10 protein-coding genes are annotated in these 12,561 nt (G+C 71.8%); 3 read left to right on the top strand and 7 right to left on the bottom strand.

The annotated features are described in order from the left end of the window. Positions 1-93: 93 nt before the first annotated feature. Positions 94-687 carry a nucleotidyltransferase family protein gene (locus ABZT18_RS16800; RefSeq protein WP_354992520.1) on the bottom strand — a complete coding sequence of 198 codons (594 nt, stop codon included), beginning with the start codon at positions 685-687 and terminating at the stop codon, positions 94-96. Between the two features lie 172 nt (positions 688-859). Then, the gene (locus ABZT18_RS16795) at positions 860-2,569 is read right to left on the bottom strand and encodes a bifunctional 3'-5' exonuclease/DNA polymerase (protein WP_355251819.1); all 1,710 of its coding nucleotides are present in this window, start codon (positions 2,567-2,569) and stop codon (positions 860-862) included. 119 nt (positions 2,570-2,688) lie between these two features. On the opposite strand from ABZT18_RS16795, the gene ABZT18_RS16790 reads away from it, so the two are divergent. Together ABZT18_RS16790 and ABZT18_RS16785 are read left to right on the top strand one after the other, a co-directional pair. Continuing rightward, positions 2,689-4,425, top strand: coding sequence for an ABC transporter ATP-binding protein (locus ABZT18_RS16790; protein WP_355251660.1), 1,737 nt, complete (start codon positions 2,689-2,691; stop codon positions 4,423-4,425). Between the two features lie 50 nt (positions 4,426-4,475). Next, entirely contained in the window at positions 4,476-6,179 is a 1,704-nt protein-coding gene (locus ABZT18_RS16785; RefSeq protein WP_355251816.1) for an ABC transporter ATP-binding protein, read from the top strand. 53 nt (positions 6,180-6,232) lie between these two features. On the opposite strand, the gene ABZT18_RS16780 is transcribed toward ABZT18_RS16785, so the two are convergent. The 5 genes from ABZT18_RS16780 to ABZT18_RS16760 are packed head-to-tail and all read right to left on the bottom strand — an operon-like array spanning position 6,233 to position 11,260. Then, positions 6,233-7,162 carry a carbohydrate ABC transporter permease gene (locus tag ABZT18_RS16780; RefSeq protein WP_354992494.1) on the bottom strand — a complete coding sequence of 310 codons (930 nt, stop codon included), beginning with the start codon at positions 7,160-7,162 and terminating at the stop codon, positions 6,233-6,235. Then, positions 7,162-8,070, bottom strand: coding sequence for a sugar ABC transporter permease (locus ABZT18_RS16775; protein ID WP_354992495.1), 909 nt, complete (start codon positions 8,068-8,070; stop codon positions 7,162-7,164). The genes ABZT18_RS16780 and ABZT18_RS16775 overlap by 1 nt, the downstream gene beginning before the upstream one ends. Positions 8,071-8,088: 18 nt before the next feature. Next, on the bottom strand, positions 8,089-9,525 hold the full coding sequence (ngcE, locus tag ABZT18_RS16770) for an N-acetylglucosamine/diacetylchitobiose ABC transporter substrate-binding protein (RefSeq protein ID WP_355251657.1): 1,437 nt from the start codon (positions 9,523-9,525) through the stop codon (positions 8,089-8,091). Between the two features lie 26 nt (positions 9,526-9,551). Continuing rightward, on the bottom strand, positions 9,552-10,301 hold the full coding sequence (locus tag ABZT18_RS16765) for an SIS domain-containing protein (RefSeq protein WP_354992497.1): 750 nt from the start codon (positions 10,299-10,301) through the stop codon (positions 9,552-9,554). After that, positions 10,298-11,260 carry a MurR/RpiR family transcriptional regulator gene (locus ABZT18_RS16760; RefSeq protein WP_355251654.1) on the bottom strand — a complete coding sequence of 321 codons (963 nt, stop codon included), beginning with the start codon at positions 11,258-11,260 and terminating at the stop codon, positions 10,298-10,300. Before ABZT18_RS16760 ends, ABZT18_RS16765 begins: the two co-directional genes overlap by 4 nt. Positions 11,261-11,465: 205 nt before the next feature. Here ABZT18_RS16760 and ABZT18_RS16755 point away from each other — a divergent pair, with 205 nt between their 5' ends. Next, a complete protein-coding gene (locus tag ABZT18_RS16755; protein WP_355251651.1) occupies positions 11,466-12,455 on the top strand; it encodes a BadF/BadG/BcrA/BcrD ATPase family protein in 990 nt (329 codons plus the stop codon). Positions 12,456-12,561: the final 106 nt, after the last annotated feature.

Genomic DNA, 12,561 nt, shown 5'->3' with positions numbered 1-12,561 from the left:
CGGTGTTCGGATATCGGACGCGCGGTGTTGCGTGGATTGAAGCAGAGCAAAGGCAGCGAGGGGGTGGGCGCCTACCCATGTGACACCAGCTGACTAGACGCCCACCCGCTGCGGCGGGACGGTGAGCCCGTAGAGCGCCATCAGCTCCGGGGTGTCGACCCGGCTGCCGTCGGCCACCGCGTCGCAGGCGATGTCGACGATCTGGTCCTTGTGCGCCAGCAGGTAGGGCCGGGCGCCCACATCCGCGCTGGCCAGGGTTGCGATGCCGGGCCAGTGCCGACGGCCGAAGAGCATCGGGTAGCCGCGCAACCCGTCGTAGGTGGCGCAGACGAGCACGTCCGGGTACGGCAGCGCGGCCACCCGGCGGACCGCTACGGCGGTCAGGCCCGGCATGTCGACGGGGACCACCACCACCGCCTCGATCCCCTCGTCGTCCATGGCGGCCAGGCCGGCCCGGATCGACGAACCGACCCCGGTGCCCCACGCCTTGTTGATCACTACGGTGGCCTTGCCCAGATCAGCGGTTTCCCGGACCTGATCAGCGGCGGCACCCAGCACGACCACGATCTGCTCGCAGCCCGCCTCGGTCATTGTGTCGATCATCTGGTTGACCAGGGGCTTCTCACCCTGGTGCAGCAGCGCCTCGGGACCACCGATCCGTCGTCCCCCGCCCGCGGCGATGATCATTCCTGCGATCCGGTTCAGCTGCGCCCCCTCCAGCACGGGACCGACCGTGACCGGTCGGTCCCTTCCTACGGACACTGCAACGAGGACGGCCGGCCGAGGGTGGCGGGGCGAAAAGGAGAAATAGCGCAACCGTTATATGCCCGGCACCTCCGGGCACGGCACCGCACCGGGGTCAGGTCGCGTCGGCGTAGCAGTCGACGATGGACAGGTCCAACGGAAAGCGGACCGGGGTGTCACCGAAGAGCAGTGCGGTGGCCCGGTCGCCAGCACGGCTGACCGCTGCGGCGACCGCGTCGGCCTGCACGGCAGGGCAGTGCACGACGACCTCGTCGTGCTGAAAGAAGACCAGCTCGGCGTCGGTGCCGGCCAGCTCCGCCCGCAGCGTGGCGAGCAGAGTCGACGCCCACTCGGCGGCGGTCGCCTGGATGACGAAGTTGCGGGTGAAGCGCCCCCGGGACCGCGCGGCACGGGCCCGGGGACTGTGCGGGTCGGCCGCGCCATCCGGGTCGGAGGGCGCATCGTCGGGATCACCGAAGCCGGCCGAACCGGGCGGGCACGTCCGCCCCAGCCACGACCGCACCAGCCCACCCGCCTCACCGGTGCGCGCCGCAGCCTCGACGTAACCGAACGCCGTCGGGTAACTGCGCTTGAGCACCGCCAACGCGGGCACCGCAGCCCCGCCGGTCTGCCCGTACATCGCGCCGAGCAGGGCGACCTTGGCCCGGGCCCGGTCGCCGCCGAAGGAGTCGCGGGCCAGCGCGGCGTAGAGATCGCCGGCACCGCCCGCCGCCGCCAGCCGGGCGTCGCCGGAGACCGCGGCGAGCACCCGAGGCTCCAACTGACCGGCGTCGGCGACCACCAACCGCCAGCCCGGATCGGCCACCACGGCACGCCGGATCACCTTGGGGATCTGCAGAGCGCCCCCGCCCCGGGTGGCCCAGCGGCCGGAGACGACCCCACCCGGCACGTACTCCGGCTGGAACCGGCCGTCACGCACCCACTGCTCGCGCCAGGACCAGCCGTGCGCCGTCCAGATCCGGTAGATCTCCTTGTATTCCAACACCAGTGGCACGGCCGGATGGTCCACCCCGCGCAGAACCCAGGCCCGGGTGCTGGGCAGTTCCACCCCGACCCGGGCGAACGCCTTCAACAGCTCTGCCGGGGAGTCGGCGTGCAGGCGGCGCACGCCGAACGCGTCGGCGATCCGAGCTGCCAACTCGGCGAGTCGGCGCGGTGGGCCGCCGACCGGGGACGCCTCGCCGAGCAACTCGTTGAGGATCTCGTCGTGCACGTCGGCACGCCAGGGCAACCCGGCGACGCCCATCTCCACCGCGATCAGCGCGCCGGCCGACTCGGCGGCCACCAGCAACCGGAACCGGCCCGGATGCTCGGTGGCAGCGGTGCGGGAAAGCTGGTCGGCGTACACCTGGGTCAGGGCCTCGATGCCCGGGCCCGGCGGGCCGGGCAGCGTGTCGAAGAGCGCGCCCTGGCCGTGCCCGGGCGGCGCGGCGGCGCGCGGCGGTGGGTCGGGCGGCACCGCTGCGCCGCTCAGCCGGGCCCAGGCGGCGGCCAGCGAGCGGGGCTCGCCCCAGCGGCCGGCGTGCCCGAGCAGCAGCGCCTCGGTCAACTCCACGTCGTGGCACCGGTCGACCCGCACGCCGGCACGCAGCAGCGCCGGGTAGACGGATGCGGTGGCCGACCAGACCCAGCGCGGGTGCTCGGCGGCCTCGCACGCGGCGACCGCGGCGATCAGGTCGGTGACGACCTCGGTCGGGCCGGCCGGCCGGCCGGCGGCGTCCAGTGGGCGCAGCACTCCCCCGCCCCGCTCGTCGGACACCACCGCCACCAGCACGAACGCGATTCTGCCTCTTCCCCCCGACAGGAAAGGAGGCGCACCTTACATCTGGAGGGTCCGTGGGTGTCGGAGCGGACCGATAGCGTGATCGAATGCCCCCGCAGATCCCGCATTCCGAACCTGGGACTCCGGACACCCGGGGTCCGATGCGATATCTCTGGTGGCTGGTCCGCTGCCAACCCGGGCGGGTGCTGCGCGGCAGCCTGCTCGGGACGGTCTGGATGGTCGGGCTGTCGGCACGGCCCTACCTGATCTACCGCGCCGTCGACGACGGGCTGCGCGCCCACGACACCCGGGCCCTGGCGCTCTGGGTCGCGGCGATCGTCGTGGCGGGAGTGGCGTTGTCGTTCGTGGGCACCATGCGGCACCGCACGATGACGTTCATCCGGGAAGACGCCAAGGCCCGCTCGGCGGAGGTCCTGCTGCGCCACCTGTCCCGGATCGGCGCCGCGCTGCCACGCCGGGTCGCCTCGGGCGAGGTGGCCACCGTCGGCGGCTCCGACATCAACTGGGCGGCGGACGTGCTGACGCTGACCGGGCCCGGCGTCGGCGCGGTCGTCGCGTACGGGGTCATCGCCGTGGTGCTCTGGTCGATCTCCCCGACGCTCGCGCTCTGTGTGCTGGTGGGAGTGCCGGTGGTCGGGCTGGTCGTCGGGCCACTGCTGCGCCGCCTGGAGCGTGCGGAGTCGGTCTACCGCGGGCAGCAGGGCGCGCTCACCGCCCGATCCGGCGACATCGTGGCCGGGCTGCGGGTGCTCGCCGGGGTGGGCGGCCGGGACCTGTTCGCGCGGCGGTACGCGGCCAGGTCCCAGGACCTGCGCGCCGAGGGCTACCGGGTCGGCGCGGTCAACAGTTGGATCGACGCGGCCACCGTCGCCATCCCCGGGTTGTTCCTGGCGGCGGTGGTGTGGCTGACGGCTCGGATGGCGGTGAGCGGTGACGTCACGGTCGGTGAGCTGGTCGCCGTCTACGGCTACGTGGCGACCCTGATCGTGCCGGTCTGGTTTCTGATGGAGGGCAGTTACCAGCTGATCCGGGGTCGGGTTGCCGCCCGGCGGATCGCCGACCTGCTCTCCGTGAGCACGGACGATGTCGGCGGCCCGGGTCGTCGGTGGCCGGGCTCCGTGCCCGACGCACGTCGGCCGGGCGCCCTGACCGCGCCGACCGGCCCCGCCGACCTGCACGACCCGGTGACCGGGTTGACCGTGCGCGCCGGCCGGCTGACCGGGGTTGCGGCAGACGACCCGGCGGCGGCCGTGGCCCTGGCCGACCGGCTCGGCCGGTACGTCGTCAGCGGGACCACCTGGGGCGGTGTGCCGCTGACCGGGGTCGCCCTGGACGAGGTCCGAGAGCGGATCCTGGTGGCCGACCACGACTCGTACCTCTTCGCCGGAACTCTGCGGGACATCCTGCACGGGGCTCACGCCGACGACGACCGGATCGGGGCCGCACTGCGGGTCGCCTCGGCCGAGGACGTCGTCGACGCCCTGCCCGCCCGGCTGGACACCCCGATCGACGCCCGAGGCCGGACGCTCTCCGGAGGTCAGCGCCAACGGGTACGCCTGGCCCGAGCGCTCCACACCGAGCCGGAGGTGCTGATCCTCGTCGACCCGACCTCGGCGGTGGACGCGCACACCGAGGCGCGGATCGCCGAGCGGCTGCGTGCCGCGCGGGCCGGGCGGACCACCGTGGTGATCACCACGTCGCCGCTGCTGCTCGGCCGGGCCGACCTGGTCGCGCACCTGAGCGCCGGCCGGATCACCGCCACCGGCAGCCACGCCGACCTGCTCGACCAGGACGCCGACTACCGGCACCTGGTGGCCCGTGACAGCGAGGATCCCGATCTGGAGCAGCCCGCCGGCACCGAGGGGGCGTACCGGTGAGCCGGCTGCCGGTGGCCGACCGCAGCGCCGTACGCCGAGCCTTGCGAGACATGATCAGCCGGCATCGGCGCGCGGTCGGGATCGTGCTGGCGCTGCACAGCGCCGCCGCGGTCGCCGGGCTCGCCCCGCCGTGGCTGCTGGGCACCATCGTCGACCGGGTCACCGCGGGCGCGGGGGTGGCCACTGTGGACAAACTGGCGCTGGCCATCGCCGGTTGCGTCCTGGTCAGCGCATTGCTCTCCCGCTACGCCCAGTACGCCGGCCACCGCTTCGGTGAGCGGGCCGTCGCCGAACTGCGCGAGGAGTTCGTCTCCCGGACTCTCCGGCTGCCGGTCTCGGTCGTCGAGCGCGCCGGCTCCGGGGACCTGGCCACCCGCAGCTCGGTCGACGTGGCGACCGTCGGGACCACCGTCCGGGACGTGGTGCCCATCATCGTCATCGCCTCGGTGCAGTTGACGTTGCTGTTCGGGGCGATCTTCCTGCTGCATCCGCTGCTCGGGCTGGCAGCGCTGGCCGGGCTCCCGTCGATCATCGCGGTGACCCGCTGGTACCTGCGGCGGGCCGGCCCCGCGTACCTCACCGAGGGCGCGGTGTCGGCCGAGTTGACCGAGACGCTGACCACCACCGCCGAGGGGGCCCGCACGGTGGAGGCGCTGCGGCTGGCCGACGACCGGATCCGGCACGGCACCACCCGCATCGCCCTGGTGTGGCGCGCCCGGCGGGCGACCCTCGCGCTGCGTACGGTCTTCTTCTCGGTCGTCGAGGCCAGCTATCCGCTGCCGGTCGCCCTGGTCCTGCTCCTCGGCGGCCACCTGCTCTCCCGGGACATGGTCTCGCTCGGCTCGGTGATCGCCGCCGCGCTCTACCTGCAACAGGCGATCGACCCGATGGACCGGCTGCTGCAGTGGACGGAGCAGGCCCAGCGCGGCTTCGCGTCGTACGCCCGGGTGCTCGGCGTCGGCCTGGTCCCGCCGGAGCCGCCCGGCACCACGGCCACGTCGCGGGGAGAACGGCTCGTGGTGCGTGGGGCGCGGTTCTCCTACACCGGCGGGCAGGACGTGCTGCACGGCATCGATCTGGAGGTGCAGCCCGGTGAACGGCTGGCCGTGGTCGGTCCGTCGGGTGCCGGCAAGTCCACCCTGGCCCGGCTGCTGGCGGGGATCGACGCACCACGGGACGGCGTCGTCAGCATCGGCGGTTGCCCGGTCACCGACTTCGACCCCGCCGAGCGACGTCGCCGGATCGCCCTGGTCACCCAGGAGCATCACGTCTTCATCGGCTCGGTACGCGACAACCTGTCCTTCGCCGCGCCCGACGCGTCCGACGAGCAGATGCGCTCGGCGCTGGTCACCGTGGGTGCCGAGTGGTATGCCCAGCTGCCCGACGGCCTGGACACCGCACTCGGCGACGGGGCCCGGCAACTTGGCGCGGCCGAGGCGCAGCAGCTCGCGCTGGCCCGGCTGGTGCTCGCCGACCCGCACACGCTGATCCTCGACGAGGCGACCGCCGCGCTCGATCCGACCACCGCCCGTCGTACCGAGCGGGCGCTGGCCGCCGTGCTCGTCGGGCGGACGGTCATCGCGATCGCGCACCGGCTCAACACCGCGCACGACGCCGACCGGGTGGCGGTGCTGGCGGACGGTCGGATCACCGAGATCGGCAGCCACGACGAGCTGGTGGCGGCCGGCGGGGCGTACGCCGCTCTGTGGCATTCGTGGCACACCCACGCCGACGAGCGCCCGCAGCAGAGATGACCGCAGGGGCCCCTCGTCGATCGAGGGGCCCCTGCGGTGCGGGTGTCCTTGGTCTACTTCACCGCACCGGAGGTGAGGCCGGCCTGGATCTGCCGCTGGAAGACCGCGTACACGATGATCATCGGGAGGATGGCGATGGTCAGCGCCGCGAACAGCCCGGACCAGTCCGCCTCGTAACCGGCGTTGACCGAGATGTCGGCGATGCCCTGGGTGAGCACCCACTTGTCCTTGGCGTTGGAGAGCAGCACCAGCGGAAGTTGGTACTGCGCCCACTGACCGATGATGTTGAAGATCGCCACGCTGATCAGGCCCGGCTTCGCCATCGGCATCATGACCTGGAAGAACAGTCGGGTGTGCCCACAGCCGTCGATCATTCCCGCCTCGGCGACCGACGACGGCAGCGTCTTGAAGAACGCGGCCAGGAAGAACACCGTGAACGGCAACGAGTACGCGGTGTAGACCAGCACCACGCCGGTGTGGGTGTCCAGCAGGCCCAGGTTCTTCACCACGAAGAAGAGCGGCACCAGGGCGAGGAAGACCGGGAACGCCAACCCGGAGACGAAGAGGAAGTAGACCGCCCGGTTGCCCCAGAACTTGTAGCGGGCCAGGACGTACGCGGCCATCGAGCCGAGCAGCATGGTGAGGAACGTGCTGCACGAGACCACGATGACGCTGTTGAGGAAGTACCGGCCAACGTGCGCCTTGGTCCAGGCCCGCCCGAAGTTCTCCCAGCGCAGCTCCGCCGGAAGCGTCCAGGGGCTGCTGAAGATCTCGCTGGTGTTCTTGAACGCGGCGAGGAACGTCCAGAGGATCGGCACGATCACGATCACCGCCCAGACGGCGAGCGCGACGTGTCCCAGGCCGGCGAAGAGCCGTACCTCCGAGCGCGGGCCCTTGCGGCCCCGCCGGCCGGTCGCGTCCGGGTCGCCGGTCTTCGGCGGTAGGGCCGCCGGCGTCGGCGGCAGCGTCGACTGCGGGTTCATCAGTACTCCACGCTTTCCCGCTTGGTGAGCCGCAGCGTCAGCGCCGCGAACGTGAGGGTGAGGAAGAACAGCGCCACGCCCATCGCGGAGGCGTAGCCGTACTTCGAGTAGACGAACGCGTTGCGGTAGATCTCCATGGCCAGCACGGTGGTGGCGCCGTCCGGGCCGCCACCATCGACCGAGAGCACCGCCACGATGGCGAACGCGTCGAACGCCGCGATGCCGAGGTACACCCAGGCCACCTGGAGGGTGTCCCAGAGCAGCGGCAGGGTGACCCGGAAGAACAGCATCACCTTGCTCGCCCCGTCCATCTCCGCGGCCTCGTAGATCTCACCCGGGATGGAGGCCATCCCGGCTGAGAACAGCACCACGTAGAAGCCGACGGCCTGCCAGACGAGCACCGCGATGATCGACCACAGGGCCAGGTTCGGGCGGACCAGGAAGAGAATCGGGTCCACGCCGAACTTCATCAGCACGCCGTTGATCAGGCCGGACTCGTTCGGCCGGTACACCATCTGGAACAGCACCGCGATGATGGCCACCGCGAGGACCTGGGGGAAGAAGAACACCACCCGGTAGAACTTCGCCCCCCAGACCCCCTGGCGCTGCCCCCCGCTGCTCTTGCCGCCCACGTTCAACAGGAAGGCGAAGAACAACGCGATGGCAATGGTGATCAGCGGCAGGGCAAGCAGCAGTACGCCGTGGTGCTGGACCGCCTTCCAGAAGGCCCCGTCGTCGAGCAGCCTCCGGTAGTTGTCGAAGCCCACCCACTGCGGGGCGGACAGCCCCCGCCAGTTGGTCATCGAGATCTGGAACGCCTGCGCGTACGGCCAGATCACGAAGGTCACGTACAGCGCGACCGGGGCGAACAGGAACCCGATCACGAATGGATACTTGCCGTGCCGCATGACCCTAGCTCCGATCGATCAACGCTTGAACTTGGTAACGGAGCTGTCCTTCTTGATCGCGTCAGCGCGCTTCTGAATCCGCTCCACGAAAGCGTCCGCGTTGATCCGGCCGAACATCAGCTCGTTGGTGGCGGTCCGCGCCTCCGTGTCGAGCTCCTTGTACCAGCCGTCGAAGTACAGGTTGAACACGTCCTGGCCGGCCGCCTTGAGCGCGGCCTGCGAGCTGGCCACACCGGGCGGGAAGGCGAAGCCCTCCGAGCCGGCGGGGACCACGGTCGGGGCCTTGACGACCTCGGTGAAGCCCTTCGCACCCGCCTTGGACAGCATCTGGCGCATGTACTCCAGGCCACCCTTGGGGTTCTTGCTCTTCGCCGAGACGAAGTAGCCCTCGCCCGCGGTGGCGCGCAGTGCCGTGGCCGGCAGCTTGTCCGAGGCGGTCAGGCTCGGCACCGGCATGAGCTGGTAGTCGAAGCCGGACGGCGTGTCCTTCTTCTGCTCACCCTCCAGCCAGTCACCGCTGGGGTACATGGCCACCTTGTACTGGTTCTGCCGCAGCTGCACGTCGGTGTGCTTGAGCCCCTCGAAGCTCTTGTCGCTGAACTTCGCGCCGACCTCGGCCCACGCCGTGGCAGCCTGCTTGACCGCGTCCTGCTTCCAGGCGCCGTCCTCCAGGTTGTCGATGTTCTTCAGCACGTCCGTACCGCCGATCTTGGCGGCCTGGGTGAGGATCACGTTCCACTGGTAGTAGGCCGCGTTCGCCCCGGCGTACCCGTAGGGCGTGATGCCCTTGGCCTTGATGGCGGTGAGCAGGGCGATGAAGTCGTCCCAGGTCTTGGCCGGCGCCCAGCCGTTGTCCTTGAACAGCTTGCCGGAGTACCAGATGCCGAAGACGGTGGAGACGTAGTACAGGACGAACGGCTTGCCGTTGAACGAGCCCGCCTCGATGGTGCCGGGCACCACGGTGTCCCGGACCTTCTTGGCCGGGTCGTCGACCGACGGGGCGTCCCACAGCTCGGTGAGGTCCTGGAGCTGACCGTCGGCGACCAGCGCGCCGAAGTCCATCAGCTTCTCGCCCGAGTTGTTCACGAACTCCGGCGGGCTGCCGGCGGCGAAGCGCGGCTGGAGCACGGTCGAGACGGCCTGGGTGGCCTGGTGCTTGACCTCCGCCTTGGGGAACGCCGTCTTGTACAGCGGCTCGTGCACGTCGGTGGCGTACTTCTCGCCGTAGCCACCATTGAAGATGATCACCTCGATCGGGGCGTCCTCCTTGACGCCCAGCGGGTTCTTCTCACTCTTGGTGCCGCCGGCAACCTGCTCGTTCTCCTTGTCACCGCTGCTGGTCGCGCAGGCGCTGAGCAGGCCAATGGCCGGAGTGGCGAGCATGCCCACGGCGGCGGCGCGACGCAGCACCGTGCGACGGTCTAGTGCGGCAGGGTGCTCAGGGGTAATCGACATCGTCGTCTCTCCTTGTGGAATTCGGGTCAGGCGGTGCGCCGGAGACGCCCGGCGTACCGCGACTCGAGGGCGATGTTGTGCTCGTCCCCGCCGGGGACGTTGGCGGAGAGGTAGATAGGGGGCACCTCTCCGGCCTGGTGGAACCGTCGTACGACCTCCGCGGTCAGCAGCTGCGCCAGCAGCGCCGTGGTGAGCGAGGAGACCGCACAGACCGCGCCGCCGCCCTCGAGCGGCAGCAGTGCATCGCCGTACGGCGCGCCGTTGTCCAGCACGACGTCGGCGAGGTCGGCGAGCCGTTGGCCGGACGGGTGCCGTGGGGCGACCCGTGCGGTGTGCTCGACCGAGGTGACCGCGATCAACGGGTGACCGCGCTCGGTGACCAGCGCCGCCAGCTCGACCACCGAGCCGTTGATGCCGGACTGGGACGCCACCACGAACACGTCGCGCGGCTGTGGCGCCGCGAGCGCGTAGATCTGGTGGGCGATGGAGGGATCGCGTTCCAGCTTGGGGTCGGCGAGCACGTCGCGCGGGGCGTCGCCGTGCACCACCAGGTCCCGCACCGAGAGCCGGTTGGTGGGGACGAGCCCGCCGGCGCGGGCGACCAGCTCGGCGGCGAACGCCTCGGAGTGCCCGGCGCCGAACGCCTGGAGCACACCGCCGGCGCGCAGGCTGTCGGCGATCAGGTCGGCGGCCCGGGTGATCCCGTCAGCCTCGGAGTCGAGCAGCCGGTCGAGCACCGGGCGGACCGCGTCCGCGTACCCCTGGGCGCTGATCATGATTGGGCTCCCTTCGCGGCCTTGTGCCCGTCGACGGCCTGCGCGGTACGCCGGAAGGCCGCGTGGGCGCGGTCGTGTGTGCGCTGGGCGACGGCGATGTAGAGCAGGTCGAGCACCACCAGTTGGGGGTGCCGGGCCGAGAGCGCGTCCGGCCGGAAGGTCGTCGCCTGGCTGGCGGTGAGCAGCACGATGTCGGCCAGCTCGGCCAGCGGTGAGCGGGGGAAGCCGGTGAGGGCGATGGTGGTGGCGCCCCGGCTGCCCGCCTCCGCGAGCATCTCGATGGTCTCCCGAGTCTGGCCGGTGTGGGAGATGCCGAGCGCCACGTCTCCGGAGCGCAGCAGCGCGGCGCTGGCCAGCCCCTCGTGCACGTCGTTCCACGCCCACGCGGCCACGCCGATCCGATGCAGGCTGAACTGCATCTCCTCACCGACCAACGCGCTGCCGCTGGCGCCGAAGATGTTCACCCTGCTGGCGCCCGCGATCGCCACTGCGGCCCGCTCCACCTCGGCGAGATCGAGCAGGGTGGCGGTGTCGTGCATGGCCCGGGTGTCGGCGGCCATGATCTGGCCGAGCACCCGGGCGAGCGGGTCGCTCGGCTGGATCTCCCGGCCGATGTCGATGGTCCAGCCGGCCGAGCGCGCCCGGCCGGTCTCGGAGGCGATGCCCAGCCGCAGATCGGCGTAGCCCTCGAAGCCCATCGCCCGGCAGAAGCGGGTGATGGTCGCCGGCGAGGTGCCGCTGCGCTCGGCCAGCTCCACTATGGTGGCTCGGGCGGCGGCTTCCGGGTCGCTCAGCACGTGCTCGGCGACCCGGCGCAACGCGCCGGTCAGCTCGCCGAGGCCATTGCGGACCCGGGCCAGCACCCCGTCGGAGGCTGGTCCGAGGCTGCCCCGCCGGTCAATCGCCTCGGCGTCGACCACCGCGGTCCCCGCGGCGGTGTCCACCTCGTGATCAACCATGCGACGCCTCACCTTTTCGAAAAGACTGTTTACTGTTAGTGGTAAAATTTCTTACTAAACGACCGTCTATGTCAAGACCGTGGGCGAAGTTTTCAAACTGTTACCTGGCGCACAGGCCGCCGCAACCGCCGGCTCTTGCTCCGCGCGACCGTTCCGACCAGCATGAACAGGCCCGAGAGCCGCGCATCGCAAGGAGACCGAGCCGATGTCCGACACCGTCGTGGTCGGCCTCGACGTCGGCGGTACGTCCACCCGGGCGACCGCCCTGACCGTCAACGGCGACCGCCTCGGCACCGGCCGCGCCGGCGGTGGCAACCCCACCAGTCACGGCGCCGAACGGGCCGCCACCGAGCTGCTGACCGCACTACGCCAGGCGCTCGCCGACGTCGACCCGACCCGGGTGGCCGCCGGCACGATCGGGTTGGCCGGAGCGGCCCGACTGCTCGCCGACCCGACCGGGCGGGCCGCCTTCGACCGGGCCTGGCACGACGCCGGCCTGCGTTGCCCGTACACGGTCCACGGCGATGCCCTGGTCGCCTACGCCTCCGGCACCGCCGCCCCGGACGGGACGGTGCTCATCGCCGGCACCGGTGCCATCACCGCGCAGGTCCGCGACCTGCGGCTGGACCGCGTCGCCGACGGTCACGGCTGGCTGCTCGGCGACGCCGGATCGGGCTTCTGGCTCGGCCGTGAGTCGGTCCGCCGACTCCTCGCCGACCTGGACGCCGGCCACACCCCCGGCGCGCTGGCCACGGCGGTGCTCACCGAGCTGATGGGCAGCGCCGCCATCGCCTCCCGCCCCCGGGACACGGTGGACGCCACGATCCAGGCGGTCACCCGCCGAGCCCCGGTCGAGCTGGCCCGACTGGCGCCGCTGGTCGTCACCGCCGCCGGCGACGGCGAACCCGTCGCCACCGCGCTGGTCGCCGAGGCCGCCGCGCACCTCGCCACCAGCGTCGGCCGGATCCGCCCGGCGGGGACGGTGACACCGATCGTGCTCGGCGGCGGACTGCTCACCGGGGACACCCCGCTGGCCGCCGCTGTGCGGGCCGAGATCGGCTGGCACTGGCCGCACGCGCCGCTGCACACCGCCGGTGACGGGGCGGCCGCCGCAGCCTGGCTCGCCGCCCGCGAGCTACCCGAGGTCACCGACCCGGCCGCCCTGCACGCCCGCCTCTTCCCACCCACCCGCTGACCCGACCCGCGCCCGGCCACCGGCGTCGCGCACCGCCCACCCCCCCCCGGTCGCCCGGCCCTCGGTCGCGCACCGCCCGGCGCGCACCGCCCGGCGCCCCGCGTCG

The sequence above is a fragment of the Micromonospora sp. NPDC005291 genome, from assembly GCF_040607415.1.
Taxonomy (GTDB): Bacteria; Actinomycetota; Actinomycetes; order Mycobacteriales; family Micromonosporaceae; genus Micromonospora.
The sequence above is the reverse complement of the archived record's forward strand: the minus strand, read 5'-3'. Positions and strand labels throughout refer to the sequence as shown.

Excerpts from the sequence above, each read along its gene's own strand:
- ABZT18_RS16775 (WP_354992495.1), bottom strand. The coding sequence starts at position 8,070 with ATGCGGCACGGCAAGTATCCATTCGTGATCGGGTTCCTGTTCGCCCCG.
- ABZT18_RS16765 (WP_354992497.1), bottom strand. The coding sequence starts at position 10,301 with ATGATCAGCGCCCAGGGGTACGCGGACGCGGTCCGCCCGGTGCTCGAC.
- ngcE (WP_355251657.1), bottom strand. The coding sequence starts at position 9,525 with ATGTCGATTACCCCTGAGCACCCTGCCGCACTAGACCGTCGCACGGTG.
- ABZT18_RS16755 (WP_355251651.1), top strand. The coding sequence starts at position 11,466 with ATGTCCGACACCGTCGTGGTCGGCCTCGACGTCGGCGGTACGTCCACC.
- ABZT18_RS16760 (WP_355251654.1), bottom strand. The coding sequence starts at position 11,260 with ATGGTTGATCACGAGGTGGACACCGCCGCGGGGACCGCGGTGGTCGAC.
- ABZT18_RS16790 (WP_355251660.1), top strand. The coding sequence starts at position 2,689 with ATGCGATATCTCTGGTGGCTGGTCCGCTGCCAACCCGGGCGGGTGCTG.
- ABZT18_RS16785 (WP_355251816.1), top strand. The coding sequence starts at position 4,476 with ATGATCAGCCGGCATCGGCGCGCGGTCGGGATCGTGCTGGCGCTGCAC.
- ABZT18_RS16780 (WP_354992494.1), bottom strand. The coding sequence starts at position 7,162 with ATGAACCCGCAGTCGACGCTGCCGCCGACGCCGGCGGCCCTACCGCCG.
- ABZT18_RS16800 (WP_354992520.1), bottom strand. The coding sequence starts at position 687 with ATGATCATCGCCGCGGGCGGGGGACGACGGATCGGTGGTCCCGAGGCG.